Source organism: Pseudomonas sp. TH07, assembly GCF_016651285.1.
Taxonomy (GTDB): domain Bacteria; phylum Pseudomonadota; class Gammaproteobacteria; order Pseudomonadales; family Pseudomonadaceae; genus Aquipseudomonas.
Genome location: NZ_JAEKED010000001.1, coordinates 7,147,446 through 7,172,584, shown reverse-complemented (window position 1 = coordinate 7,172,584; position 25,139 = coordinate 7,147,446). Strand labels below are relative to the sequence as shown.

At 60.5% G+C, this 25,139-nt stretch carries 23 protein-coding genes, 4 tRNA genes and 1 riboswitch; of the genes, 23 read left to right on the top strand and 4 right to left on the bottom strand.

Annotated elements, in window-relative coordinates; all coding sequences use genetic code 11:
• Window positions 1-150 precede the first annotated feature (150 nt).
• The 13 genes from JFU57_RS32655 (at window position 151) to astE (ending at window position 13,629) form a co-directional block, all read left to right on the top strand.
• Window positions 151-924 carry an ABC transporter substrate-binding protein gene (locus JFU57_RS32655; RefSeq protein WP_201132014.1) on the top strand — a complete coding sequence of 258 codons (774 nt, stop codon included), beginning with the start codon at window positions 151-153 and terminating at the stop codon, window positions 922-924.
• Window positions 925-1,015: 91 nt separating this feature from the next.
• Window positions 1,016-1,705 carry an ABC transporter permease gene (locus JFU57_RS32650; RefSeq protein ID WP_020295687.1) on the top strand — a complete coding sequence of 230 codons (690 nt, stop codon included), beginning with the start codon at window positions 1,016-1,018 and terminating at the stop codon, window positions 1,703-1,705.
• Window positions 1,702-2,400, top strand: a complete 699-nt coding sequence (locus JFU57_RS32645; RefSeq protein ID WP_078470859.1) for an ABC transporter permease — start codon at window positions 1,702-1,704, stop codon at window positions 2,398-2,400. Before JFU57_RS32650 ends, JFU57_RS32645 begins: the two co-directional genes overlap by 4 nt.
• Before the next feature lies 1 nt (window position 2,401).
• Window positions 2,402-3,514, top strand: a complete 1,113-nt coding sequence (locus tag JFU57_RS32640) for a succinylglutamate desuccinylase/aspartoacylase family protein (protein ID WP_201132013.1) — start codon at window positions 2,402-2,404, stop codon at window positions 3,512-3,514.
• A gap of 28 nt (window positions 3,515-3,542) precedes the next feature.
• Entirely contained in the window at window positions 3,543-4,307 is a 765-nt protein-coding gene (locus JFU57_RS32635; RefSeq protein ID WP_020295684.1) for an ABC transporter ATP-binding protein, read from the top strand.
• 122 nt (window positions 4,308-4,429) lie between these two features.
• Window positions 4,430-5,410 (top strand): transcriptional regulator ArgR, encoded by a 981-nt coding sequence (argR, locus tag JFU57_RS32630; protein ID WP_078470857.1) that lies wholly within the window; start codon window positions 4,430-4,432, stop codon window positions 5,408-5,410.
• A 449-nt stretch (window positions 5,411-5,859) separates the two neighbouring features.
• On the top strand, window positions 5,860-7,080 hold the full coding sequence (locus tag JFU57_RS32625; protein ID WP_078470856.1) for an aspartate aminotransferase family protein: 1,221 nt from the start codon (window positions 5,860-5,862) through the stop codon (window positions 7,078-7,080).
• A gap of 133 nt (window positions 7,081-7,213) precedes the next feature.
• Window positions 7,214-8,233: an arginine/ornithine succinyltransferase subunit alpha gene (gene aruF / locus JFU57_RS32620; RefSeq protein ID WP_078470855.1), complete on the top strand. Its 1,020-nt coding sequence runs from the start codon at window positions 7,214-7,216 to the stop codon at window positions 8,231-8,233.
• An 81-nt stretch (window positions 8,234-8,314) separates the two neighbouring features.
• The gene (gene astA, locus JFU57_RS32615; protein WP_020295680.1) at window positions 8,315-9,340 is read left to right on the top strand and encodes an arginine N-succinyltransferase; all 1,026 of its coding nucleotides are present in this window, start codon (window positions 8,315-8,317) and stop codon (window positions 9,338-9,340) included.
• Window positions 9,340-10,806, top strand: a complete 1,467-nt coding sequence (astD, locus tag JFU57_RS32610; RefSeq protein WP_078470854.1) for a succinylglutamate-semialdehyde dehydrogenase — start codon at window positions 9,340-9,342, stop codon at window positions 10,804-10,806. The genes astA and astD overlap by 1 nt, the downstream gene beginning before the upstream one ends.
• Before the next feature lie 99 nt (window positions 10,807-10,905).
• On the top strand, window positions 10,906-12,252 hold the full coding sequence (astB, locus tag JFU57_RS32605) for an N-succinylarginine dihydrolase (protein WP_020295678.1): 1,347 nt from the start codon (window positions 10,906-10,908) through the stop codon (window positions 12,250-12,252).
• A gap of 63 nt (window positions 12,253-12,315) precedes the next feature.
• Window positions 12,316-12,606, top strand: a complete 291-nt coding sequence (locus JFU57_RS32600; protein ID WP_020295677.1) for a hypothetical protein — start codon at window positions 12,316-12,318, stop codon at window positions 12,604-12,606.
• Window positions 12,607-12,618: 12 nt separating this feature from the next.
• A complete protein-coding gene (gene astE, locus JFU57_RS32595; RefSeq protein WP_201132012.1) occupies window positions 12,619-13,629 on the top strand; it encodes a succinylglutamate desuccinylase in 1,011 nt (336 codons plus the stop codon).
• Between the two features lie 142 nt (window positions 13,630-13,771).
• Here the strand turns inward: astE and JFU57_RS32590 are convergent, their stop codons facing one another.
• Window positions 13,772-14,281: a 6,7-dimethyl-8-ribityllumazine synthase gene (locus tag JFU57_RS32590; protein ID WP_078470851.1), complete on the bottom strand. Its 510-nt coding sequence runs from the start codon at window positions 14,279-14,281 to the stop codon at window positions 13,772-13,774.
• A 120-nt stretch (window positions 14,282-14,401) separates the two neighbouring features.
• A riboswitch (FMN riboswitch) is annotated at window positions 14,402-14,573 on the bottom strand.
• Between the two features lie 213 nt (window positions 14,574-14,786).
• Between JFU57_RS32590 and ltaE the strand changes: the two genes are divergently transcribed.
• The 8 genes from ltaE (at window position 14,787) to mgtE (ending at window position 22,641) form a co-directional block, all read left to right on the top strand.
• Complete coding sequence (gene ltaE, locus JFU57_RS32585) at window positions 14,787-15,791, top strand: low-specificity L-threonine aldolase (RefSeq protein ID WP_201132011.1); 1,005 nt, start codon at window positions 14,787-14,789, stop codon at window positions 15,789-15,791.
• A gap of 146 nt (window positions 15,792-15,937) precedes the next feature.
• A complete protein-coding gene (gene alaS / locus JFU57_RS32580; RefSeq protein WP_078470849.1) occupies window positions 15,938-18,556 on the top strand; it encodes an alanine--tRNA ligase in 2,619 nt (872 codons plus the stop codon).
• A gap of 97 nt (window positions 18,557-18,653) precedes the next feature.
• The gene (locus JFU57_RS32575) at window positions 18,654-19,895 is read left to right on the top strand and encodes an aspartate kinase (RefSeq protein WP_020295672.1); all 1,242 of its coding nucleotides are present in this window, start codon (window positions 18,654-18,656) and stop codon (window positions 19,893-19,895) included.
• Between the two features lie 187 nt (window positions 19,896-20,082).
• Window positions 20,083-20,271: a carbon storage regulator CsrA gene (gene csrA, locus JFU57_RS32570; protein WP_002554426.1), complete on the top strand. Its 189-nt coding sequence runs from the start codon at window positions 20,083-20,085 to the stop codon at window positions 20,269-20,271.
• A 62-nt stretch (window positions 20,272-20,333) separates the two neighbouring features.
• Window positions 20,334-20,424, top strand: a tRNA-Ser gene (locus tag JFU57_RS32565).
• 108 nt (window positions 20,425-20,532) lie between these two features.
• Window positions 20,533-20,609 (top strand) — tRNA-Arg (locus JFU57_RS32560).
• A gap of 72 nt (window positions 20,610-20,681) precedes the next feature.
• Window positions 20,682-20,758, top strand: a tRNA-Arg gene (locus JFU57_RS32555).
• 440 nt (window positions 20,759-21,198) lie between these two features.
• Complete coding sequence (mgtE, locus tag JFU57_RS32550) at window positions 21,199-22,641, top strand: magnesium transporter (RefSeq protein ID WP_078470848.1); 1,443 nt, start codon at window positions 21,199-21,201, stop codon at window positions 22,639-22,641.
• Window positions 22,642-22,797: 156 nt separating this feature from the next.
• Here mgtE and JFU57_RS32545 read toward each other — a convergent pair whose 3' ends face one another.
• Entirely contained in the window at window positions 22,798-23,124 is a 327-nt protein-coding gene (locus JFU57_RS32545; protein ID WP_003178899.1) for an Arc family DNA-binding protein, read from the bottom strand.
• A gap of 381 nt (window positions 23,125-23,505) precedes the next feature.
• Here JFU57_RS32545 and phnN point away from each other — a divergent pair, with 381 nt between their 5' ends.
• On the top strand, window positions 23,506-24,087 hold the full coding sequence (gene phnN / locus JFU57_RS32540) for a phosphonate metabolism protein/1,5-bisphosphokinase (PRPP-forming) PhnN (RefSeq protein ID WP_201132010.1): 582 nt from the start codon (window positions 23,506-23,508) through the stop codon (window positions 24,085-24,087).
• Here phnN and JFU57_RS32535 read toward each other — a convergent pair.
• Both JFU57_RS32535 and JFU57_RS32530 read right to left on the bottom strand, forming a co-directional pair.
• Window positions 24,062-24,241: a PA3371 family protein gene (locus JFU57_RS32535; RefSeq protein ID WP_201132009.1), complete on the bottom strand. Its 180-nt coding sequence runs from the start codon at window positions 24,239-24,241 to the stop codon at window positions 24,062-24,064. The genes phnN and JFU57_RS32535 overlap by 26 nt on opposite strands.
• A 23-nt stretch (window positions 24,242-24,264) precedes the next feature.
• Entirely contained in the window at window positions 24,265-24,504 is a 240-nt protein-coding gene (locus JFU57_RS32530; protein ID WP_201132008.1) for a hypothetical protein, read from the bottom strand.
• A 295-nt stretch (window positions 24,505-24,799) separates the two neighbouring features.
• On the opposite strand from JFU57_RS32530, the gene JFU57_RS32525 reads away from it, so the two are divergent.
• Window positions 24,800-24,876, top strand: a tRNA-Arg gene (locus JFU57_RS32525).
• Window positions 24,877-25,139 lie beyond the last annotated feature (263 nt).

Genomic DNA, 25,139 nt, shown 5'->3' with positions numbered 1-25,139 from the left:
GTTAGAATGCCGATCACTCGCTCGTCGTCGCCTGTGCTGGATTTTCGCCGGGCTGCCCAGGACGCTGCGCCGCTAATCAGGTTCCACCCATTCGCATATTGGGCTGTCGCTCACTCTGCCGTTTTCGCCCTTTACCGATGGAGTCCTAAGATGAAGAAACTCGTGCTTCTTGGCGCCCTGGCACTGTCCGTGCTCTCCCTGCCGACATTCGCTGATGAAAAGCCCCTGAAAATTGGTATTGAAGCGGCTTACCCTCCGTTTGCCTCCAAGGCGCCGGACGGCAGCATCGTCGGTTTCGACTACGACATCGGCAACGCCCTCTGTGAAGAGATGAAGGTCAAGTGTGTATGGGTCGAGCAAGAGTTCGACGGCCTGATCCCGGCCCTCAAGGTTCGCAAGATCGACGCCATCCTGTCGTCGATGTCGATCACCGATGATCGCAAGAAGTCCGTGGACTTCACCGGCAAGTACTACAACACCCCGGCACGTCTGGTCATGAAGGCTGGCACTCAGATCAGCGATGGCCTGGCCGAGCTCAAAGGCAAGAACATTGGCGTGCAACGTGGTTCGATCCACGAACGCTTTGCCCGTGAAGTGCTGGCGCCACTGGGTGCCGAGATCAAGCCTTACGGTTCGCAGAACGAAATCTACCTGGATGTGGCCGCCGGTCGTCTCGATGGCACCGTGGCCGACGCCACCCTGTTGAACGACGGTTTCCTGAAAACCGATTCCGGCAAGGGCTTCGCCTTCGTGGGTCCGGCCTTCACCGACGTCAAATACTTCGGCGACGGCGTAGGGATTGCAGTGCGCAAGGGTGATGCGCTCAAAGACAAGATCACCACTGCCATCGCCGCCATTCGTGCGAGCGGCAAGTACAAGCAAATCCAGGACAAGTACTTCGACTTCGATATTTACGGCCAGTAATACGTCGAAGCAGTCAGTCCGAGATGGCGCAAGCAGCAGAATCTCTGAAGTTTGCGCCATTTTTTCATCCCAATTTTCGAGGACCTGAATCATGTTGAAAGGCTACGGGGCTGTCATCCTCGATGGCGCTTGGCTGACGCTTCAGCTCGCCTTGTCGTCCATGGCCCTGGCCATTGTTCTGGGTCTGATCGGGGTCGCGCTGCGCCTGTCACCGGTGCGCTGGCTGGCCTGGCTGGGCGATCTGTATTCGACGGTGATCCGTGGGATTCCCGACCTGGTGCTGATCCTGCTGATTTTCTACGGCGGCCAGGACCTGCTCAACCGCGTCGCACCGCTGCTGGGTTTTGACGACTACATCGACCTCAACCCGCTGGCAGCCGGTATTGGCACCCTGGGTTTCATCTTCGGTGCCTATCTGTCGGAAACCTTCCGCGGCGCTTTTATGGCCATCCCCAAGGGGCAGGCCGAAGCCGGCATGGCCTACGGCATGAGCAGTTTTCAGGTGTTCTTCCGGGTACTGGTGCCGCAGATGATTCGCCTGGCGATTCCCGGCTTCACCAATAACTGGCTGGTCCTGACCAAGGCCACCGCGCTGATTTCGGTGGTGGGCCTGCAAGACATGATGTTCAAGGCCAAGCAGGCGGCAGACGCCACCCGCGAGCCTTTCACCTTCTTCCTTGCAGTGGCGGCGATGTACCTGGTGATCACCAGCGTCTCGTTGCTGGCACTGCGTTACCTTGAGAAGCGCTACTCGGTAGGCGTAAGGGCGGCTGATCTATGATCTTCGACTACAACGTCATTTGGGAGGCGATGCCGCTGTACCTGGGCGGCCTGCTGACCACCTTGAAACTCCTGGCCCTGTCGCTGTTTTTCGGCCTGCTGGCGGCCTTGCCCCTGGGGCTGATGCGGGTCTCCAAGCAGCCGGTCATCAACATGACCGCCTGGCTCTACACCTACGTGATCCGCGGCACGCCGATGCTGGTGCAGCTGTTTCTGATCTACTACGGCCTGGCGCAGTTCGAGGCGGTGCGTGAGAGTTTTCTCTGGCCGTGGCTGTCGAGTGCGACCTTCTGTGCCTGCCTGGCCTTTGCCGTGAACACCAGCGCCTACACCGCTGAAATCATCGCCGGCAGCCTGCGGGCCACGCCCAATGGCGAGATCGAAGCCGCCAAGGCCATGGGCATGTCGCGCTACAAGATGTATCGCCGCATCCTGCTGCCGTCGGCCCTGCGCCGGGCGCTGCCGCAGTACAGCAACGAAGTGATCATGATGCTGCAGACCACCAGCCTGGCCTCCATCGTGACCCTGATCGACATCACCGGCGCCGCCCGGACCGTCAACGCCCAGTACTACCTGCCGTTCGAAGCCTACATCACCGCTGGCGTGTTCTACCTGTGCCTGACCTTTATCCTGGTGCGCCTGTTCAAGTTGGCCGAGCGCCGCTGGCTGGGCTACCTGGCGCCGCGGAAGCACTGATATGGAACGTATCGATCATTCATTGCCCTGGAGCCACTTGGGCTGCGAGCGCCAGGTCTCGGTGTTTCGCTTTGGCCGTGGCGAGCGCAAGGCCTACATCCAGGCCAGCCTGCACGCCGATGAGTTGCCCGGCATGCGCACCGCCTGGGAGCTGAAGAAACGCCTGACCGAGCTGGAAGCCCAGGGCGCGCTCAATGGCGTGATCGAGCTGGTGCCGGTGGCCAATCCGATCGGCCTCGGGCAGTTGCTGCAAGGCAATCACCAGGGGCGTTTCGAGGCCGGCAGCGGCAAGAACTTCAACCGTGATTTCGTTGAGCTGAGTGCGCCGGTTGCGGCGTTGCTGGAAGGGCGCCTGGGGGATGATCCCCACGCCAATATCCGCCTGATTCGCCAGGCCATGAGCGACGCCCTGGCGGCCTTGCCGGCCCCGACCAGTCAGCTGCAAGGCTTGCAACGGGTGTTGCTGAGCCATGCCTGCGGTGCCGACGTGGTCCTCGACCTGCATTGCGATGCCGAGGCAGCGCTGCACATGTACGCCTTGCCGCAGCACTGGCCGCAGTGGCGTTCCCTGGCTGCGCACTTGAATGTACGGGTCGGCCTGCTGGCCGAGGAGTCGGGCGGCAACTCGTTTGACGAGGCCTGTTCGCTGCCCTGGCTGCAACTTTCCCGGTTGTTTCCCGAGGCGCAGATTCCATTGGCGTGCCTGGCGACCACCGTCGAGCTGGGTGGACAGGCCGACACCGGCCGCCCGCAAGCCGAGGCTCATGCCGAAGGGATCCTGGCGTTTCTGGCCGAGCAGGGTTTGATCGCTGGCGAGTGGCCCAAGGCCGCCCAGGAAGCCTGCGAAGCCATGCCCTTTGAAGGCACCGAGCTATTGTTTGCGCCCCATGCGGGCGTGGTGAGCTTTCTGCGTCCGGTTGGCAGCTGGGTGGAGAAGGGCGAGCCTATCTTTGAAGTGATTGACCCCTTATCCGATCGGGTCAGCATCCTGTGTGCTGGCACCAGCGGCGTGTTGTTTGCCGTGGAACGGCTACGTTATGCCCAATCCGGTTTCTGGCTGGCCAAGGTGGCGGGGCGCGAAGCGCTGCGGCACGGGCGCTTGCTCAACGACTGACTGACAGCTTTTTGTGAGAACCGACAGCATGTACAAACTTGAAGTCCAAGACCTGCATAAACGCTATGGCAGTCACGAAGTGCTCAAGGGCGTGTCCCTGAAAGCCGCCGCCGGCGATGTCATCAGCATCATCGGCTCCAGTGGCTCCGGCAAAAGTACCTTTTTGCGCTGTATCAACCTGCTTGAGCAGCCCCATGCGGGCAAGATCCTGCTGAACAACGAAGAGCTCAAGCTGGTGGCGAACAAGGACGGCGCGCTCAAGGCCGCCGACCCGAAACAACTGCAGCGCATGCGCTCGCGGCTGTCGATGGTGTTTCAGCATTTCAACCTGTGGTCGCACATGACCGCGTTGGAAAACATCATGGAAGCGCCGGTCCATGTACTCGGCATGTCCAAGGCCGAGGCGCGGGAAAAGGCCGAGCTGTACCTGGCCAAGGTCGGCGTGGCGCACCGCAAGGACGCCTACCCGGGCCATATGTCCGGTGGTGAGCAGCAGCGGGTGGCGATTGCCCGGGCCCTGGCCATGGAGCCGGAAGTCATGCTGTTTGACGAACCGACCTCGGCGCTCGATCCGGAATTGGTGGGTGACGTGCTGAAAGTCATGCAGGCCCTGGCCCAGGAAGGTCGGACCATGGTCGTGGTCACCCACGAAATGGGCTTTGCTCGCGAAGTGTCGAACCAGTTGGTGTTCCTGCACCAAGGGGTGGTGGAAGAGAGCGGCAACCCGCGTGAAGTGCTGGTCAATCCGCAGTCCGAGCGGTTGCAGCAGTTCCTGTCGGGCAGCTTGAAGTAACAGCTGATTTAGCGCTGCCGTTGTGCACCTTTTTAGGGCATGCTGCGCCTCGCGCAGACTGGTCTATGTTGGTGCTGCCGCCCTCGGTTTTTTAACACTGTTTTCGTTTCGGATCGCACGCCATGACTGCCCATCGAATTGGTTTCCTGATTTGGCCCAGCACTAAAGCCTTGACGCTGGCGCTGGCTGAGGAGGCCTTGCGTGTTGCTCAGCGCGTGCATCCGGATGTTGTCTACGAACTCTCGTTCCTGCAGGCCGAGGCTCCGGCTGAAGGCGCCTGGCAACTACCGGGTGAGCCTTGGGCGGGCAAGCTTGAAGGCTGCCAAAAGCTGTTTTTGCTGGCCGATGAGCCGCCGGCCTCCATAGCGCCGGCCCTGAGCAGCGCGCTCAAGCAGCTGGTGCGAGCCGGTTGTGTGATCGGTGGCTTGTCGGCCGGGGTCTACCCGCTGGCGCAGTTGGGTTTGCTCGATGGTTATCGGGCGGCGGTGCACTGGCGTTGGCAGGATGATTTCGCCGAGCGTTTTCCCAAGGTGATTGCCACCAGTCATCTGTTTGACTGGGATCGTGATCGCCTGACCGCCTGTGGTGGTATGTCGGTGCTGGATCTGCTGCTGGCGGTGCTGGCCCGTGATCACGGCGCCGAGCTGGCGGGTGCGGTGTCGGAAGAGTTGGTGGTGGAGCGGATTCGCGAAGGCGGCGAGCGCCAGCGTATTCCGTTGCAAAACCGCCTGGGCTCCAGTCATCCGAAGCTGACCCAGGCTGTGCTGCTGATGGAAGCCAATATCGAAGAGCCGCTGACCACCGATGAAATTGCCCAGCACGTTTGCGTGTCGCGTCGGCAGTTGGAGCGGATCTTCAAGCAGTACCTCAATCGTGTGCCCAGCCAGTATTACCTGGAGCTGCGCCTGAACAAGGCGCGCCAGATGTTGATGCAGACCAGCAAGTCGATCATTCAGATCGGCCTGTCCTGCGGCTTCTCCTCGGGGCCGCATTTCTCCAGCGCCTACCGCAACTTTTTCGGCGCCACCCCTCGCGAAGATCGCAATCAGCGCCGCAGCAGCAGCCCGTTCGAGTTGTCATCGGTGCCGTCCGAGCGCGGTTGATCCGATCCGGCGGGTTTGGTTGCCCTGGCGTTCAACGCATTTCAGCAAAGATTGCACGGCGTCTGCTTCAGCCAGCGCAGCCTACGGCAGCGGCTACAACTCAAACATGTGCCGCTGCCGCCAGGCTGCGCTGGCTCTGAACCCCAGCGCATTTCTCCACGGATTACACGACGCCTGCCCTGCCCAACGCCCAAGTGTGGCTCAAGCCTATGGCAGCGACGACAGATCATTGGCCGACGCAATTGCGGGCAGAGCTGCCGCTAAGGGCTGTCGGCAGTTTAAACTGCGCCTTTGCGACGCTATTTGTCGCATTGCCGTAAACCCGTCTAAATCCGGGTTTGGCGCTATAAGAAGTTGTCGCTTGGCGGCAAGGCCGGGCTGAAAACTGTCCTTACAATCCCCCCATCGCTCGCCAGTTTCAGGCAGGCGTTCCTCTTCAGGAGACTCCGATGTCCGTTGAGCAAGCTCCGGTGCAACGCGCCGATTTCGACCAGGTCATGGTTCCCAACTATGCGCCTGCGGCTTTCATTCCAGTGCGTGGCGCCGGGTCCCGAGTCTGGGATCAGTCAGGTCGAGAGCTGATCGACTTCGCCGGCGGCATCGCGGTCAACGTCCTGGGTCACGCCCATCCGGCGCTGGTCGGCGCGCTGACCGAACAAGCCAACAAGCTGTGGCACGTGTCCAACGTCTTCACCAACGAGCCGGCCCTGCGCCTGGCGCACAAGTTGATCGACGCCACGTTCGCCGAGCGCGTGTTCTTCTGCAACTCCGGCGCCGAAGCCAACGAGGCCGCTTTCAAGCTGGCCCGTCGCGTAGCCTTCGATCGTTTCGGCACTGAGAAGTACGAAATCATCGCCGCGCTCAATAGCTTCCACGGCCGTACCCTGTTCACCGTCAACGTCGGTGGCCAGTCGAAGTACTCCGACGGTTTCGGTCCTAAAATCACCGGCATCACCCACGTTCCTTATAACGACCTGGCAGCGTTGAAAGCCGCCGTTTCGGACAAGACCTGCGCCGTGGTGCTGGAGCCGATCCAGGGCGAGGGTGGTGTACTGCCGGCCGAGCTGGCTTACCTGCAAGGTGCCCGCGAACTGTGCAACGAGCACAACGCGCTGCTGGTGTTCGATGAAGTGCAAACCGGCATGGGCCGCAGCGGCAAGCTGTTCGCCTACCAGCACTACGGTGTGACGCCGGACATCCTGACCAGCGCCAAGAGCCTGGGCGGTGGTTTCCCGATCGCCGCCATGCTGACCACTGAAGCGCTGGCCAAGCACCTGGTGGTCGGTACTCACGGCACCACCTACGGCGGCAACCCGCTGGCGTGTGCTGTCGCGGAAGCGGTGATCGACGTGATCAACACTCCTGAGGTGCTGAGCGGTGTCAACGCCAAGCATGACAAGTTCAAGACCCGCCTGGAGCAGATCGGCGAGAAATACGGCCTGTTCACTCAGGTGCGCGGCCTGGGCCTGCTGCTCGGTTGCGTGCTAAGCGATGCCTGGAAAGGCAAAGCCAAAGACATCTTCAACGCCGCTGAAAAAGAAGGCCTGATGATTCTGCAAGCCGGCCCGGACGTGGTGCGTTTCGCCCCGAGCCTGGTGGTTGAAGACGCCGATATCGACGCCGGCCTGGACCGCTTCGAACGCGCCGTCGCCACGTTGACCCAAGCCTGATTCAGCCCGCAGTACTCCTCGGCGTTTATCCTCGCGGATAGGCGTCGAGCCACATTTCTGTGCCGGGCTATCCCGGCATTTTTTTCCCTGAGTCGGCCTGTTTGCCGACCTGTTTCGAGTAAGGAGTGACACCATGCTGGTGATGCGCCCCGCGCAAATGGCTGATCTGGGCGAGGTACAGCGTCTGGCTGCGGACAGCCCGATTGGTGTCACTTCCTTGCCGGATGATGTCGAACGCCTGAGCGACAAGATTGCTGCCTCCGAAGCCTCGTTCGCTGCCGAAGTCAGCTTCAACGGTGAAGAGAGCTACTTCTTTGTCCTTGAAGACACCGACAGCGGCAAGCTGGTGGGCTGCTCGGCCATCGTCGCCTCGGCCGGCTACTCCGAGCCGTTCTACAGCTTTCGCAATGAAACCTTCGTTCACGCCTCTCGCGAGCTGAAGATTCATAACAAGATACACGTCCTGTCCCAGTGCCATGACCTGACCGGCAACAGCCTGTTGACCAGCTTCTACGTGGTGCCGGAATTGGTGGGTTCGTCGTGGTCGGAGCTCAACTCCCGCGGCCGCCTGCTGTTTGTGGCCAGCCACCCGGAGCGTTTTGCCGATTCAGTGGTGACCGAGATCGTCGGCTACAGCGACGAGCATGGCGACTCGCCATTTTGGGACGCCATCGGACGTAACTTCTTCGACCTCAACTACGCTGCCGCCGAGCGCCTGTGCGGGCTGAAAAGCCGCACCTTCCTCGCCGAACTGATGCCGCACTACCCGATCTACGTGCCGCTGCTGCCGGACGCCGCCCAAGAGGCGATGGGCCAGGTGCACCCGCGGGCGCAGATCACGTTCGACATCCTGATGCGCGAAGGCTTCGAGACCGATCATTACATCGACATCTTCGACGGCGGCCCGACCCTGCACGCACGGGTTTCGGGCATTCGCTCGATTGCCCAGAGCCGCGTGGTGCCGGTGAAAATCGGCGAGGTGAGCAAGGGCGGCGGACGCCAGTACCTGGTGGCCAACGCCCAGTTGCAGGATTACCGCGCGGTGTTGCTGGAGCTCGACTACGCCCCAGGCAAACCGGTGACCCTGGACTTGCAAGCGGCCGAAGCACTGGGTGTCGGCGAAGGTGCCAGCGTGCGCCTGGTAGCGGTTTGACGCCTGCTTTTGCCCAGAGAAAATTGCCCAGAAGGCAGCGAGTTTCACGGGTGGCGTTAGCGGCCCGTTTGAGGAGATAGCATGATCGTTCGTCCCGTACGCAGCAGCGATTTACCCGCGCTGATCGACCTGGCGCGCAGTACCGGCACCGGCCTGACCACTTTGCCGGCCAACGAAGAGCGCCTGACCCACCGCGTCGGCTGGGCCGAGAAAACCTTTCGCGGCGAGGCCGAGCGCGGCGATGCCGACTACCTGTTCGTGCTCGAAGACGACAACGGCCGGGTGGTGGGCATCTCTGCGATCGCCGGCGCGGTCGGCCTGCGTGAGCCCTGGTACAACTTCCGGGTCGGCCTGACGGTCAGCGCCTCCCAGGAGCTCAATATCTACCGCGAGATTCCGACGCTGTTCCTGGCCAACGACCTGACCGGCAACTCCGAGCTGTGCTCGCTGTTCCTGCACGCCGATTACCGCACCGGCCTCAACGGCCGCATGCTGGCCAAGGCGCGGATGCTGTTTATCGCCGAGTTCCCGCAACTGTTCGGCAACAAGATCATTGCCGAAATGCGCGGCATGTCCGACCCCGCTGGGCGCTCGCCATTCTGGGAAAGCCTGGGCCGGCACTTCTTCAAGATGGAATTCAGCCAGGCCGACTACCTGACCGGGGTGGGCAACAAGGCGTTTATCGCCGAACTGATGCCCAAGTTCCCGCTCTACACCTGCTTCCTGTCCGAAGACGCGCGCAGCGTGATCGGCAAGGTGCACACCGACACTGAGCCGGCCCTGGCCATGCTCAAGAGTGAAGGCTTCAGCTATCAGGGCTACGTCGACATCTTCGACGCCGGTCCGGCGGTGGAATGCGAAACCAGCAAGATCCGCGCGGTACGCGACAGCCAGGCGCTGGTGCTGGCGATCGGCACTCCAGGCGATGACGCCACGCCGTTCCTGATCCACAACCGCAAGCGCGAGGATTGCCGCATCACGGCCGCTCCAGCGCGCTTTGCCGCCGGCACCCTGGTGGTCGATCCCCTGACCGCCAAACGCCTGCAACTCAACGCCGGCGATCAGGTCCGCGCGGTTCCGTTGTCTGCTTCCCGGGAGTCCAAGTAATGAATGCGCAATACATCGCTGGTGAGTGGCTGGCAGGGCAGGGCGAAGCCTTTCAATCCCTGAACCCGGTAACGCAGCAGGTGCTGTGGACCGGCAACGGCGCCACCGCCGAACAGGTTGAATCCGCTGTCCAGGCCGCGCGCCAGGCATTTCCAGCCTGGGCCAAGCGCTCCCTGGACGAGCGTATCGCAGTGCTGGAAGCCTTTGCCGCCAGCCTGAAGAACCACGCCGACGAACTGGCCCGCTGCATTGGCGAGGAGACCGGCAAGCCACTGTGGGAGTCGGCCACCGAAGTCACCAGCATGGTCAACAAGATTGCCATCTCGGTGCAGAGCTACCGTGAGCGTACCGGCGAGAAGAGCGGCCCCCTGGGCGACGCCACCGCCGTGCTGCGCCACAAGCCACACGGCGTGGTGGCGGTGTTCGGTCCTTACAACTTCCCGGGCCACTTGCCCAATGGCCATATCGTCCCGGCCTTGCTGGCGGGCAACAGCGTGCTGTTCAAACCCAGCGAGCTGACGCCCAAAGTCGCCGAGCTGACCGTCAAGTGCTGGATCGAAGCCGGTCTGCCGGCCGGTGTGTTGAACCTGCTGCAGGGCGCGCGGGAAACCGGCATCGCCCTGGCTGCCAACCCGGGTATCGACGGGCTGTTCTTCACCGGCTCCAGCCGTACCGGCAATCACCTGCACCAGCAGTTCGCCGGGCGCCCGGACAAGATCCTGGCGCTGGAGATGGGCGGCAACAACCCGCTGGTGGTGGATCAGGTCGCGGACCTGGACGCGGCGGTGTACACCATCATCCAGTCTGCATTCATCTCCGCTGGCCAGCGCTGCACCTGCGCCCGCCGCCTGCTGGTGCCGCAGGGTGCCTGGGGCGACCAGTTGCTGGAACGCCTGGTGGCCGTCAGCGCGACCATCGAGGTCGGTGCATTCGACCAGCAGCCTGCGCCGTTCATGGGCTCGGTGATTTCCCTGGGGGCTGCCCGCGCCTTGCTCGACGCCCAGGAACAACTGCTGGCCAATGGCGCGGTCGCGCTGCTGGCCATGACTCAGCCCCAGGCCCAGGCCGCACTGCTGACCCCGGGCATTCTCGACGTGACGGCCGTGGCCGAGCGACCGGACGAGGAGCTGTTCGGGCCGTTGCTGCAAGTGATTCGCTACGCGGATTTTGCCGGCGCGATTGCTGAAGCCAACAACACCCAATACGGCCTGGCTGCGGGCCTGCTCTCGGATTCCGAGGCGCGCTACCAGCAGTTCTGGCTGGAAAGCCGGGCCGGCATCGTCAACTGGAACAAACAGCTGACCGGCGCCGCCAGCAGCGCACCTTTCGGTGGCGTGGGCGCATCGGGCAACCATCGGGCCAGCGCCTACTACGCGGCAGATTACTGCGCGTACCCGGTGGCCTCGCTGGAAACCCCGAGCCTGGTGCTGCCGAGCGCATTGACCCCGGGTGTGCGCTTGTCCTGAATGTGTGGGAGCTGTTGTGGCTGGGGAGCACGCTCTCTGGCCACAGGTTGATCCGCTTTTAACGCCTATAAAAATATCGATGTTCGTGGAGCCTCGCTGATGAAATCCTATGAAGTCAATTTTGACGGTCTAGTGGGGCCGACCCATAACTACGGTGGTCTTTCCTACGGCAACGTCGCCTCCCAGAGCAACAGCCAGCAGTCTTCCAACCCCAAGGAAGCTGCGCTGCAAGGCCTGGCGAAAATGAAAGCGCTGATGGAAATGGGCTTTCAGCAAGGCGTGCTGGCCCCGCAGGAGCGGCCGGATGTAGCGGCCCTGCGCAGCCTGGGTTTTGCCGGCAGCGACGCGCAAGTGATTCAGCAGGCCGCCAAGCAGGCCATGCCGCTGCTGGTTGCCAGTTGCTCGGCGTCGAGCATGTGGGTGGCCAACGCCGCCACCGTCAGCCCGAGCGCCGACACTGCCGATGGCCGCGTGCATTTCACCGCCGCCAACCTCAACTGCAAATACCACCGCAGCATCGAGCACCCGACCACCAGCCGCGTGCTGGGGGCAATGTTCGCCGACCAGAAGCACTTCGCACATCACGCGGCGTTGCCGGCAGTGGCGCAGTTTGGCGACGAAGGCGCGGCCAACCACACGCGCTTCTGCCGTGAGTACGGCCAGGCCGGGGTCGAGTTTTTTGTGTTCGGGCGCAGCGCCTTCGACACCCGCTACCCGGCACCGCAGAAATACCCGGCACGCCAGACTCTGGAAGCCTCGCAAGCCGTGGCTCGCCTGCACGGCCTGAGCGACGATGGCGTGGTCTACGCCCAGCAGAACCCGTCGGTGATCGACCAGGGTGTGTTCCACAACGACGTGATCGCGGTCGGTAACGGCGAGCTGCTGTTCCACCACGAAGATGCCTTCCTCGACACTGACACCATGCTCGCCGAGCTGCAGGGCAAGCTGGCCAAGTTCGGCGGCAACTTCCAGTCGATCTGCGTGCCGCGCTCCCAGGTCACGGTGGAGGACGCGGTGCGCTCCTACCTGTTCAACAGCCAGCTGCTGTCCCGTGCCGATGGCACGATGCTGCTGATCGTGCCCGAGGAATGCCGCGCCAACGAACGCGTCTGGCAGTACCTGCAAGGCCTGACGTCTTCGGCCGGGATGATTCGTGAAGTGAAGGTCTTCGACCTCAAGCAAAGCATGCAGAACGGCGGCGGCCCGGCGTGCCTGCGACTGCGGGTCGCGCTCAACGAAACTGAGCTGGCGGCGGTCAATCCAGGGGTTATCATGACCGCGCCGTTGTACGACACCTTGACCCAATGGGTCGGCAAGCACTACCGCGACCGCCTGGCCGAAAGCGATCTGGCGGATCCGCAATTGCTGCTTGAGTGCCGGACGGCACTGGATGAACTGACGCAAATCCTTAAACTGGGCGCGGTTTATCCATTCCAGATCAATTGAAAGCCCGCGCCCGTCTCTGTTGAGTCGGGCGCGCCGCTTTATCTCCAGATGAGAGCGTAATAAATGAGCGATACCCTGCAGCTGATCCTTGAAGACACCGACGGCACTCAACTGGAAACCTCCTGCACCCGTGTTGCGGTGATGTGGCAAGGCAAAGAGTTGTGGATCCAGCAGGACGGCCGTGGCCAATTGCTGATCGGCGTGGACGTTGAAGAAGGTGATGCCGAATACGCCAACCTGCTGCTGCGCCCGCTGGCTACCAACCTGGTCAGTCTGCAACTGGAAATGGAACCGGCCGACGCCGGTGACGAAGACGATCACGTGCACGGCCCGGATTGCGGCCACGCTCACTAAGGAACTCGTTCTATGCTCGCCCTCGGCAAACTGCTTGAACTGACCCTCGCCGGTCGCGAACCGGCGGAGAAGACTCAACTGACTGTCGAAGGCGTGCGGATGCGCTGGTTGAGCGAGGGCGCGCTGGAAGTGCGGCCGCCCGAAGCTCGCGACAATGGCATGGACCTGCTGCTGTCGGCCGGCATCCACGGTAACGAGACCGCGCCGATCGAGTTGCTCGATCGGTTGCTGCATGACATCGCCCGGGGTGACCTCAAGCCTCGCGCACGTATTCTGTTCCTGTTCGGCAACCCCGAGGCCATGCGCCGCGGCGAGCGTTATATCGAGCAGGACGTCAATCGGCTGTTCAACGGCCGTCATGAACAAAGCAGCGGCAACGAAGCCCTGCGTGCCTGCGAACTGGAGCGGCTGGCGGCGAGCTTTTTCAGCCTGCCCGAGCGCAGTCGCCTGCACTACGACCTGCACACCGCGATTCGCGGCTCGAAAATCGAGCAGTTCGCCCTCTATCCGTGGAAGGAAGGCCGCCAGCACTCGCGCGCCGAACTGGCCCGCTTGCGTGCCGCTGGCATGCAAGCGGTGCTGCTGCAGAACAAGCCGTCGATCGTGTTCAGCTCCTACACCTACGACAAGCTGGGTGCCGAGTCCTTCACCCTGGAGCTGGGCAAGGCCCGGCCTTTCGGCCAGAACCAGGGCGTCAACGTCGAGCGCCTGGAAACCCGCCTCAAGCAGATCATTGAAGGCCGCGAGCCGCCGTTGGCCGAGCAGAACCTGGACGGTTTGCAGCTGTTCAGCGTGGCCCGGGAAATCATCAAGCACAGCGACGCTTTCCACCTGCACCTGCCGGCGGACATCGAGAATTTTTCGGAACTGGAAGTGGGTTATCTGCTGGCCGAGGACATCGCCCAGACCCGTTGGGTGGTCGAAGAACCCGGTGCCCGGATCATCTTCCCCAACCCTAAGGTCAAGAACGGCTTGCGCGCCGGGATTCTGATCGTTCCCACTACAGACGCCGAGCTGGCCTGACCCTGTAGCTACTGCAGGCTCGGGGCGCGTTCGGGGTCTGCTTGCATCATCTCGGTTTCAGCGACGGCCAGCGCAGCCTGCCACAGGCTGCGCTGTCCTTAACTGACACCGTGGGGTGTCAGGACTATCTCTCTGCGGTGCTTCAGACCGCTACTGCACGTTGCTCATGACGGCGCAGGGCGCGGGTCTTGTGCAGGGTATCGGCGCAAGTCTTCGCCGCTTCCTGGCCTTTGTGCACGAAGTGGTCGAAGAAGAACTTCTGGTGCTCTTCGCCGGCATGGAAGTGATGCGGGGTCAGCACCACGGAGAATACCGGCACTTCGGTTTCCAGCTGCACTTGCATCAGGCCGCTGATCACCGACTGGGCGACGAACTCGTGACGGTAGATCCCGCCATCCACCACCAGGCCTGCGGCGACGATCCCGGCATAACGCCCGGATTTGGCCAGCAGCTTGGCGTGCAGGGGGATTTCGAAGGCGCCGCCGACTTCAAAGAAGTCGATGTCGCTTTCCTGGTAACCCTGGGCCAGCATTTCGGCGACGAAACCCTTACGGCTCTGATCGACGATTTCCTTGTGCCAGCAGGCCTGGATAAACGCGACGCGCTCGTTCGAGTGGCTTTTGCTTTTGCTATCGATTGCGGTGGGTTGCATGTTCTGACTCCTGTTTGTGTGAAAAACAGGGCGTTATGAATCGAATGGGATTTAAGGGTACGTGCCAGGCAGACCTGTGATTACTCACACGGCTGCTCCGGTTCGGCCCTTTGGCGCCAATCCCGTTCTCTCTTCATCCGGACTATGACCGTCGGCCCCGGGATCACACCGGGTCTGCTGACCTTGCCGCCACTCACCGTAAAAGCCGTGGGTGTCGCCAAGCGCTCGCGGGCTATGCGCATTGCGCGCAATTACCGCCGGTGGGGAGTTACACCCCGCCCTGAGAACGTTTGCCGCCGGATTATTCGGCGGCGGTGAGTTTTTAACACATATTTTTTGCTGCTGCATCGCTGCTTTTGGATGATAGGCATCGATTTTTTGCAGGGTTAGGCGGGTTTTTCCGCTGCGGCCCTTGATTAATCGTGGTGTCGACCGTAGAAAAACAGCTCGCCGCAGACTTTACTGCCGGCATCGACTTACCCGTCCTATTGATGAGGCCCGCCCCATGAGTGTTATCGATCTTCGCAGCGACACGGTCACCCAGCCCAGCGCAGGCATGCTCGAGGCGATGGCCGGTGCCAGGACCGGGGATGATGTGTACGGCGAGGATCCGACGGTCAACCAGCTTGAGGCCGATCTGGCGCAGCGCCTGGGTTTTGCCGCCGCGCTGTTCGTACCCAGCGGCACTATGAGCAACCTGCTGGGGCTGATGGCCCATTGCGAGCGTGGCGACGAATACATCGTCGGCCAGCAGGCCCACACCTACAAATATGAAGGGGGCGGTGCGGCGGTGCTCGGCTCGATCCAGCCACAGCCCCTGGAATTCCAGGACGACGGCTCGCTGGACCTGGCCCAGGTGGCAGCCGCGATCAAGCCCGACGACTTCCACTTTGCCCGCAGCCGCCTGCTGGCCCTGGAAAACACCATGCAGGGCAAGGTGCTACCCCTGACCTATCTGGCCCAGGCGCGGGCTTTCACTCGTGAACACGGCCTGGCCCTGCACCTGGACGGCGCCCGCGTGTACAACGCGGCGGTCAAACTGGGGGTCGATGCACGGGAGATCACTCGGCACTTCGACTCGGTGTCGGTGTGCCTGTCCAAAGGTCTGGGCGCACCGGTGGGTTCGGTGCTGTGCGGCTCGGAGCAACTGATTGCCAAGGCGCGCCGCCTGCGCAAGATGGTCGGAGGCGGCATGCGCCAGGCGGGGATTCTCGCGGCGGCCGGCCTCTATGCCCTGGAGCACCAGGTGCAGCGCCTGGCCGACGACCATGCCAACGCCCGCCTGCTGGCCGACGGCCTGCGCGAGGCCGGCTATAGCGTCGAGCCGGTGCAGACCAACATGGTGTACGCCCAGGTCGGTGACCGTGCCGAAGCCCTCAAGGCCTTTGCCGGCGAGCGCGGGATCAGGCTGGGCGCGGCGTCACGCTTGCGCATGGTCACGCATCTGGACGTCAGCCGGGCGCAAATCGAGCAAGTCGTCGATGCTTTTGCCGAGTTTTCCCGCAACTGACAGTGTTAGCCGTCCAATTGACTGTTTGTATCGTACAAACACGCTGTACCTGCTGATTAACGCCGATATAATGCGGCCCTTTGCCGTCGCTTCGTCTGTTGACGTTTCGCACAGGCCTTTGGCCGCAGCCTCCGTGGAAGAACCTAATGAAAAGCGCAGAAATCCGTGAAGCCTTCCTTCGCTTCTTCGAAGAGCAAGGCCACACCCGTGTAGCCTCCAGCTCTTTGATTCCGGGCAACGACCCAACCCTGCTGTTCACCAACGCGGGGATGAACCAGTTCAAGGACTGCTTTCTGGGCCAGGAAAAACGAGCCTACACCCGCGCCACCAGCAGCCAGAAGTGCGTGCGTGCCGGTGGCAAGAACAGCGACCTGGAAAACGTCGGTTATACCGCTCGTCACCACACTTTCTTCGAAATGCTGGGTAACTTCAGCTTTGGTGACTATTTCAAGCACGACGCGATTACCTATGCCTGGACCTTTCTGACCGGTGTCCTGAAGCTGCCGAAGGAAAAACTCTGGGTCACGGTCTACGCCTCGGACGACGAAGCGTATGACATCTGGACCCAGCAAATCGGCGTGCCAGCCGAGCGCATGATTCGCATCGGCGACAACAAAGGCGCGCCTTACGCATCCGACAACTTCTGGACCATGGGCGATACCGGCCCGTGCGGCCCATGCACCGAGATTTTCTACGATCACGGCGACCACATCTGGGGCGGCCCACCCGGGTCGCCGGAAGAAGACGGCGACCGTTACATCGAGATCTGGAACAACGTGTTCATGCAGTTCAACCGCACCGCCGATGGCGTGTTGCATCCGTTGCCAGCCCCTTCGGTCGACACCGGCATGGGCCTGGAGCGGATCAGTGCGGTGATGCAGCACGTCAATTCCAACTATGACATCGACCTGTTCAAGAACCTGCTGAGCGCATCGGCCGAGGCCATCGGCTGCGAAAATGGCGATCAGTCGTCGCTGAAAGTCGTGTCCGACCACATCCGTTCGTGCGGCTTCCTGATTGCCGACGGCGTGCTGCCGTCCAACGAAGGTCGCGGCTACGTGCTGCGCCGGATCATTCGTCGCGCCTGCCGTCACGGCAACAAGCTGGGTGCAACCGGCAGCTTCTTCTACAAGATCGTCGCGGCACTGGTTGCCGAGATGGGCGAAGCCTTCCCTGAATTGAAGAAGCAGCAGAGCAACATCGAGCGCGTACTCAAGGCCGAGGAAGAGCAGTTCTCCAAGACCCTGGAGCACGGCCTGAAGATTCTCGAGCAGGATCTGCTGGAACTCAAAGGCACCGTGGTGCCGGGCGACGTGGTGTTCAAGCTGTATGACACCTACGGTTTCCCGATGGACCTGACCGCCGACATCGCCCGTGAGCGCAGCCTGACGGTTGACGAAGAGGGCTTTGAGCGCGAGATGGAAGCCCAGCGCGTACGTGCGCGTTCGGCCAGCTCGTTCGGCCTGGACTACAACACCCTGGTCAAGGTTGACGTGGCCACTGCGTTCACCGGCTACACCGCCACCAGCGGCGCGGCCAAGGTGGTTGCTCTCTATAAAGACGGCCAATCGGTCGACGTCCTGAGCGAAGGCGAAGAGGCGGTGGTGGTCCTGGACCAGACCCCGTTCTACGCCGAGTCGGGCGGCCAGGTCGGCGACTGCGGTTACCTGCAGGCTGGTGCGGCGCGTTTCGACGTGCGCGATACCACCAAGACCGGCGGTGCCTTCCTGCATCACGGCGTGCTGGCGTCGGGCAGCCTGACGGTCGGTGCTCCGGTGCAAGCCCAGGTCGATGCCCAGGTGCGTCACGCCACGGCCCTGAATCACTCCGCGACACACTTGCTGCATGCTGCGCTGCGCCAGGTGCTGGGCGAGCACGTGCAACAGAAAGGCTCGTTGGTCGATAGCCAGCGTCTGCGTTTCGACTTCAGCCACTTCGAGGCGATCAAACCCGAGCAGCTCAAGGCACTGGAGGACATCGTCAACACCGAGATTCGCAAGAACTCCGCGGTGGAAACCGAAGAAACCGACATCGAAACCGCCAAGAAAAAAGGCGCCATGGCCCTGTTTGGCGAGAAGTATGGCGACAACGTGCGCGTGCTGAGCATGGGCGGCGATTTCTCCGTCGAACTGTGCGGCGGTATCCACGCCAATCGTACCGGCGACATCGGCCTGCTCAAGATCATCAGCGAAGGCGGCGTGGCCTCTGGCGTGCGCCGTATCGAAGCGGTCACCGGCGCTGCGGCGCTGGCGTACCTGAACGCTGCGGAAGAACAACTCAAGGAAGCGGCCAACCTGGTCAAGGGCAGCCGCGACAATCTGATCGACAAGCTGTCGGCCGTGCTGGAGCGCAATCGCCTGCTGGAGAAACAACTCGAGCAGCTGCAAGCCAAGGCTGCCAGCGCCGCTGGCGACGATCTGTCGGCCAGCGCTGTGGACGTCAAAGGTGTGAAAGTACTGGCGGCGCGCCTGGACGGCCAGGACGGCAAGGCGCTGTTGGCGCTGGTCGATCAATTGAAAAACAAACTCGGTCGCGCAGTGATCCTGCTCGGCAGTGTCCATGAGGAAAAGGTCGTTCTGGTTGCGGGCGTAACCAAGGACCTGACTGGCCAACTCAAAGCCGGTGATTTAATGAAACAGGCCGCTGCGGCAGTGGGCGGGAAGGGCGGTGGTCGTCCGGACATGGCGCAAGGCGGTGGCGTTGACGCCGCAGCGCTGGATGGCGCGCTGGCCCTGACCGTACCCTTTGTCGAACAGGGTATTTAAGGCTCCGAGCCGGGCCCGCCGTCTAGTGGCGGGCCTTTTGCGCTTTGCAGTTTGATTGATTAATAGGCGCCCCTTTACGGGCTGAGGCGGCTTAGAAATGGCTTTGATCGTACAGAAATTTGGAGGCACCTCGGTCGGCTCTGTCGAAAGAATCGAGCAGGTCGCCGACAAGGTTAAGAAATTCCGCGAAGCCGGCGATGACCTGGTAGTTGTGCTGTCTGCGATGAGCGGCGAAACCAACCGCCTGATCGATCTGGCCAAGCAAATCAGTGGCGATGGCCAGCCGGTTCCACGTGAGCTGGATGTGATCGTTTCCACGGGTGAGCAGGTGACAATCGCCTTGCTGGCCATGGCGCTGATCAAGCGCGGCGTGCCGGCGGTCTCGTACACCGGTAACCAGGTACGGATCCTGACCGACAGCGCGCACAATAAAGCGCGCATCCTGCAGATTGACGACCAGAAGATTCGCGGCGACCTGAAGGCCGGCCGTGTGGTTGTGGTGGCAGGCTTCCAGGGCGTTGACGAGCACGGCAACATCACCACCCTGGGACGTGGCGGTTCCGACACTACCGGCGTGGCACTGGCAGCGGCCTTGAAGGCCGATGAATGCCAGATCTACACCGATGTCGATGGCGTCTACACCACCGATCCACGGGTAGTGCCGGTGGCGCAGCGACTGGACAAGATTACCTTTGAAGAGATGCTGGAAATGGCCAGCCTCGGTTCCAAGGTGTTGCAGATCCGTGCGGTTGAATTCGCCGGCAAGTACAACGTTCCGCTGCGCGTACTGCACAGCTTCAAGGAGGGTCCGGGCACCCTCATTACTATTGATGAAGAGGAATCCATGGAACAGCCGATCATTTCCGGCATCGCTTTCAATCGCGATGAAGCCAAGCTGACCATCCGTGGCGTGCCAGACACCCCCGGCGTGGCCTTCAAGATTCTCGGTCCGATCAGCGGCGCGAACATTGAAGTCGACATGATCGTGCAGAACGTCGCGCACGATAACACCACCGACTTCACCTTCACCGTGCACCGCAACGACTACCTGGCGGCGCAGACCGTGCTGGAAAACACCGCTCGCGAGATCGGTGCCCGCGAAGTGGTCGGCGACACCAAGATTGCCAAGGTGTCGATCGTCGGCGTCGGCATGCGCTCTCACGCAGGTGTGGCGAGCCGGATGTTCGAATCGCTGGCTAAAGAAAGCATCAACATCCAGATGATCTCGACTTCGGAAATCAAGGTGTCCGTAGTGATCGAAGAGAAGTACCTGGAACTGGCTGTGCGCGCTCTGCACACGGCTTTCGAACTGGACGCACCGGCCCGCCAGGGCGAGTGATGCGTTGCCCAAGGGGCGCGGCCTTGCCGCGCCCCTTGTCTTTTTTGGCCGGCGTGAGTGAAAACTGTTCTTTTGCTGGCGCTGGTCAATACTTAGGCGTGTAGGAATGCAGCCGTCCTGGTTGTAGGCCAACACCCTTTTTTTTGCAGACTGTTGTCCCTGAAATGAAATGCGTGAGGAGAAAGGTATGCTGATTCTGACTCGTCGGTGCGCAGAAAGCCTGATTATTGGTGATGGCGAAATCACTGTGACCGTGCTCGGCGTCAAAGGAAATCAAGTGCGTATTGGTGTCAACGCCCCGAAAGAGGTGGCTGTGCATCGTGAGGAAATTTACCTGCGGATCAAGAAAGAGAAGGACGAAGAACCAAGCCATTAATTTTTATCGTTTTTTATGTTTGCAAACGGGGATAAAGCTGGTTAATATACGCCCCGTGTTGCGGAGAGCTGGCCGAGTGGCCGAAGGCGCTCCCCTGCTAAGGGAGTACACCTCAAAAGGGTGTCGGGGGTTCGAATCCCCCGTTCTCCGCCATTATTTGCTTAGTACGTTGCAATCTGGATTTTTCGGTAAGTTGTTGAAATTACTAGAAAAAATCGCTTTACATAGAGATTGAACGGCCTATAATGCGCGGCAACAAATGCACTCGTAGCTCAGCTGGATAGAGTACTCGGCTACGAACCGAGCGGTCACAGGTTCGAATCCTGTCGAGTGCACCATTTAAGAGTTGTTTGCAGTGATGCAAGTAACTTTGCTCCAACCAGTTGTGATCTGGTCTAAAAACACAATCTGCACTCGTAGCTCAGCTGGATAGAGTACTCGGCTACGAACCGAGCGGTCACAGGTTCGAATCCTGTCGAGTGCACCAAACACCAAAAAGCCCGCATCTTGATGCGGGCTTTTTGCTTTCTGCGATTTATCTTTTTTCTTTCCTTCTCTTCTTCGGGCCTGACTTGAACGCTGCGGGTGTTCTGGCGTCTGAGTTGGCGTGTGGCCTGTATTTCTGCCCCTTGTTTGCTGCTGTCGGCGACTTTTTTCGCCGGTGGTGTGTTTTCTTTTTTCGGGCAGTCGTCGCAGCTTCATAGATTCGGGCAGCGCTTAGCTTTGTCTCGCAAGCGCTTGTTCTGACCATGATTTTTAACGTTTAAAGCCGCCAGGCGGTGTATGATTGCGCCCGTCAGCCCCGCCGGGGCTTGTGGAATACCTCCATGGACTTACCCAGTAGTAACTCAGTACCTCGCTTTTCCAATCATGAATTGACTGATTGATCCTTCCGGCGTGCCCCGCTGCTGGGAGTGGAGTTCGCCTATGACCGAAGTTGAAGTAAAGAAAACACAAGACAGCTTGCAGGACCGCCTCGCTCAAGTTGTTGAGCTGTTGCACCGCCAGCGAGTCGTCGAAGACCTGACTCATCGCCAGGAAGGTCATCACCAGGATCGGGTTGAAAACCTGGTTCACCGGCAGAACCTCGTCGAGTTGCAACGCAAGCTCGATGATCTGCACTCCGCCGACGTTGCCTACATCCTTGAAGCCTTGCCGCTGGAAGAGCGTCTGACCGTCTGGCAATTGGTCAAGGCCGAACGCGACGGCGACATTCTTCTCGAAGTATCCGACTCCGTACGTGAAACCCTGATCGCCGACATGGACGATCATGAGCTCCTGGCTGCTGCCAAGGAGATGGACGCCGACGAACTTGCTGACCTGGCCCCCGAGCTGCCGCGAGACGTCGTCCATGAGCTGATGGAAGCCCTCGATGGCCAGCAGCGTGAGCGTGTTCGCTCCGCGCTGTCCTATGACGAGGAGCAGGTCGGCGCGCTGATGGACTTCGAGATGGTGACGATCCGCGAAGACGTCAGCCTGGAAGTAGTTTTGCGTTACCTGCGTCGTCTCAAGGAATTGCCGGGGCACACCGATAAATTGTTCGTGGTCGATAACGGCGGGGTGCTCAAGGGCGTGCTGCCGATCAAACGGCTGCTGGTCAATGATCCGGACAAACAGGTTGCTGAAGTGATGGCCAGCGATCCGGTGAGCTTTCACCCGGATGAGGACGCCTATGACGCGGCCCAGGCCTTTGAGCGTTACGACTTGATTTCGGCCCCGGTGGTCGACAAGAACGGCAAGCTGATCGGCCGTTTGACCATCGATGAAATGGTCGACTTGATTCGTGAGGAGAGCGAGACCGAAGTCCTGAACATGGCCGGTCTGCGGGAAGAGGAAGATATTTTCGCCTCGGTGTGGAAATCCCTGCGCAACCGTTGGGCGTGGCTGGCGGTCAACCTGATCACCGCCTTTGTCGCATCGCGGGTGATCGGGCTGTTTGAGGGGTCGATCGAAAAGCTGGTGGCGCTAGCGGCTCTGATGCCGATCGTGGCCGGTATCGGTGGTAACTCGGGCAACCAGACCATTACCATGATCGTGCGCGCCATGGCGCTCGACCAGGTCAGTACCGGTAATACCGCACGTTTGATGCGCAAGGAACTGGCCGTCGGCCTGATCAACGGTCTGGTCTGGGGCGGCGTTATCGGAGTTGTGGCATACCTGCTTTACGGCAGTTGGTCGCTGGGGGTGGTGATGACTGCCGCGATGACCCTTAACCTGTTGCTCGCTGCGCTGATGGGGGTACTGATCCCCATGACTCTGGCGCGCCTGGGTCGCGATCCGGCGATGGGTGCGAGCGTCATGATCACCGCGATGACCGACAGTGGTGGTTTCTTTATCTTCCTCGGGCTGGCAACCATCTTCCTGCTCTGAGTCCTGCGCACCTCCCGGTTCTGGCCGGGCGGTGCGTTTTCGTTGCGCCTCCCTCTTTCTCGTATCTCTCTCAAGCCCAGCGCTTCGTGGCGTCGGCAGCCAAATTTTGTGCAAAAAAAAGCCAGCGCGAGGCTGGCCTAGTGCTTACGGGATGAATCAGGAAGCGTCTGCAGCCATTTCGGCGTCGTGGGCAATCAGCGAAACAAGAGCGTTCTGCTGGCGGTGGGAGAGTTGACGGAAACGTTGAAGCAGTTCGCGTTCATGCAAAGACAGCTCGGGGCTGTCCAGACGCATGCTCAACTCTTCACCCAAAGCGCCTTCCTGAATAAGACTCTGTTCCAGGCGCGCGATGATTTCGGAGTTCATGCTGCGGTGATGATTGCGAGCCACCTCGGCAATGCGTTCACGCATCCCGTCGGGTAGACGTACGACGAACTTGTCAGCCGTACGGCTGGAATAAATTGCCTGTTTCAATGGGCGCATATATTTAACCGGTTAGTTCAGGGGAGCGGTTCTCGGAATTGGCCGCAGGATGTCTTTAGGACAAGCCTTAAAGCCAAATGTTCAACCTGAATTGTTTAAGAGGCCCGAATCATGCCTCAAAATTGCCAGATCATTGGCGCCAATTCTGTGACAAATATTGAACCGGATAAAGGCGTTATGCCAGCACCAATTATCAGAAATGCGGACTGGTTTGAAAAGATCGCTCTGGCCCGGTCACTCCATCTATCCTGCCGCTCGTCAGAAGCTGTTTAAGCCTTCTTAAACGTGCATGCTAGGGGTATCGGTTGCTGCGGCCCCTACCTTGTACAGGATAGTGGCAAATGGCCGATTTACTAGCGATATATGGCAGAGTGATATTGAATGCCGGGCAAACTGATTTACCTGTTGGGGCCGTCGGGCGCAGGCAAGGACAGCCTGATCGCTGCAGCCCGCGAGGCGTTGCATGAAATCGGCTGTGAGGTCGCGCAGCGTGTCATTACCCGTTCGGCTGAGTCGGTGGGAGAGCAAGCCCTTGAGGTTTCTGCGCAGGAGTTTGAAAAGGCAGTGCAGCGCGGGGAGTTTGCCTTGTGCTGGCGGGCCAATGGCCTTGGCTATGGCATTCCTGTGCAGATCGACGCGTGGCTGGCCGCTGGTCGACATGTATTGGTCAATGGTTCCAGGGGGCATCTGCAGCAGGCGCGTGAGCGGTACCCAGAGCTGATTCCGATTTTATTGACGGTCACCAACGAAGTGCTGCGCCGCCGCTTGATTCGCCGCGGGCGTGAGAGCGGGGAGGAGATCGAGCGCCGGATGCAGCGCAACGCTGTGTTTGCCGATGAGGGCTGGGGCGACGATCAGAACATCGTGCATCTGGACAACTCGGGCGAATTGTCCGTGACCGTCATGCATTTGTTGCGGTTGCTGCAGCAGCAGGGGATCAGCGCAGTACAGGATCAAACTTGATCCTGCGCCCTATAACCAGGGCCAGCACAAATAAACCGCCGAAGGTGCCACAGGCAATCAGCGGCAGGCTGCTGAAGCTGCTCTCAGGCAGTAATAGGCTTAGCGCGCCGCTGAGGATGGCCAGGATAAGAAGGCTCTTGGCAAATGTGGACATAAAGTGCTCCTGGAGTAACGGGCTTAAAATACCCAGCTCTGGGTACGTGGCCCAACGGGCGCGGCGGCTTTTTGCTCGGTTGCAACCTGAGTGGCAATAGCTGTCTGCGCCTGGCTGTTCATCACGGCCAGTTGTGGTGTTTGCTGCTGGATGTAGTGAGCGCTGGAGTAGGCGACAGGTTCAGCGTTGTTATCGGGTTGAAAGTGAAACGCCAGCAACACGGCAATGGCGATCGCATTCAAAAGGAAAAGGGCGCTGTTCATGTGCGTTGTCTCCGCGGTTCTTTATAGAGGTTATAAAGCAGTGCGCGTGCCAACCGCATTATCTTAAAAAATACTTTAAAATCAATGAGTTATAATGTTTTCTAGAAGTCGGTTAATTGCATTTTGCAATGATGGCCTTTTGCGGTAATGCAAATTGCACGACGCCTGCCAGCGGCCTGGGCTCCAGGGCCTAGATCATGCAAAAAGCCCTACGGATTGCATGACAAAGTCAGGCTTGGCCGTTAACATGCACGCCGTTCCCCGCACCGCCCACTTTTCGGGCGGTCGACGATATGTCTCAGTAGCTCAATTGGATAGAGCATCCCCCTCCTAAGGGGAAGGTTGGCAGTTCGAACCTGCCCTGGGACACCATATAAACAAGTGTGTCTAGCTTACGTGCGTCGCCTGCGACTCTTTCGGGCTATCACCGGGCTAGCGACCAACCAAGCTTTGAGTGTCTGCTCTATTAGGCGTGCCGGCTAATACGCTGCGTGTAGTCGGTGAGCGACATCGTTGTTGGGTGGAGCTGGATGTGCATTCTTTGCTGCGAATTCTGTTCTGCACCCCGCTGCCTTGCTTATAGGCAAAGCATCGCTTATGATCTGATGCATGTCAGTGACTAGGAGAATCTCCAG

Coding starts and splice junctions, on each gene's coding strand:
- JFU57_RS32655 (WP_201132014.1), top strand. CDS start 151: ATGAAGAAACTCGTGCTTCTTGGCGCCCTGGCACTGTCCGTGCTCTCC.
- JFU57_RS32650 (WP_020295687.1), top strand. CDS start 1,016: ATGTTGAAAGGCTACGGGGCTGTCATCCTCGATGGCGCTTGGCTGACG.
- JFU57_RS32645 (WP_078470859.1), top strand. CDS start 1,702: ATGATCTTCGACTACAACGTCATTTGGGAGGCGATGCCGCTGTACCTG.
- JFU57_RS32640 (WP_201132013.1), top strand. CDS start 2,402: ATGGAACGTATCGATCATTCATTGCCCTGGAGCCACTTGGGCTGCGAG.
- JFU57_RS32635 (WP_020295684.1), top strand. CDS start 3,543: ATGTACAAACTTGAAGTCCAAGACCTGCATAAACGCTATGGCAGTCAC.
- argR (WP_078470857.1), top strand. CDS start 4,430: ATGACTGCCCATCGAATTGGTTTCCTGATTTGGCCCAGCACTAAAGCC.
- JFU57_RS32625 (WP_078470856.1), top strand. CDS start 5,860: ATGTCCGTTGAGCAAGCTCCGGTGCAACGCGCCGATTTCGACCAGGTC.
- aruF (WP_078470855.1), top strand. CDS start 7,214: ATGCTGGTGATGCGCCCCGCGCAAATGGCTGATCTGGGCGAGGTACAG.
- astA (WP_020295680.1), top strand. CDS start 8,315: ATGATCGTTCGTCCCGTACGCAGCAGCGATTTACCCGCGCTGATCGAC.
- astD (WP_078470854.1), top strand. CDS start 9,340: ATGAATGCGCAATACATCGCTGGTGAGTGGCTGGCAGGGCAGGGCGAA.
- astB (WP_020295678.1), top strand. CDS start 10,906: ATGAAATCCTATGAAGTCAATTTTGACGGTCTAGTGGGGCCGACCCAT.
- JFU57_RS32600 (WP_020295677.1), top strand. CDS start 12,316: ATGAGCGATACCCTGCAGCTGATCCTTGAAGACACCGACGGCACTCAA.
- astE (WP_201132012.1), top strand. CDS start 12,619: ATGCTCGCCCTCGGCAAACTGCTTGAACTGACCCTCGCCGGTCGCGAA.
- JFU57_RS32590 (WP_078470851.1), bottom strand. CDS start 14,281: ATGCAACCCACCGCAATCGATAGCAAAAGCAAAAGCCACTCGAACGAG.
- ltaE (WP_201132011.1), top strand. CDS start 14,787: ATGAGTGTTATCGATCTTCGCAGCGACACGGTCACCCAGCCCAGCGCA.
- alaS (WP_078470849.1), top strand. CDS start 15,938: ATGAAAAGCGCAGAAATCCGTGAAGCCTTCCTTCGCTTCTTCGAAGAG.
- JFU57_RS32575 (WP_020295672.1), top strand. CDS start 18,654: ATGGCTTTGATCGTACAGAAATTTGGAGGCACCTCGGTCGGCTCTGTC.
- csrA (WP_002554426.1), top strand. CDS start 20,083: ATGCTGATTCTGACTCGTCGGTGCGCAGAAAGCCTGATTATTGGTGAT.
- mgtE (WP_078470848.1), top strand. CDS start 21,199: ATGACCGAAGTTGAAGTAAAGAAAACACAAGACAGCTTGCAGGACCGC.
- JFU57_RS32545 (WP_003178899.1), bottom strand. CDS start 23,124: ATGCGCCCATTGAAACAGGCAATTTATTCCAGCCGTACGGCTGACAAG.
- phnN (WP_201132010.1), top strand. CDS start 23,506: ATGCCGGGCAAACTGATTTACCTGTTGGGGCCGTCGGGCGCAGGCAAG.
- JFU57_RS32535 (WP_201132009.1), bottom strand. CDS start 24,241: ATGTCCACATTTGCCAAGAGCCTTCTTATCCTGGCCATCCTCAGCGGC.
- JFU57_RS32530 (WP_201132008.1), bottom strand. CDS start 24,504: ATGAACAGCGCCCTTTTCCTTTTGAATGCGATCGCCATTGCCGTGTTG.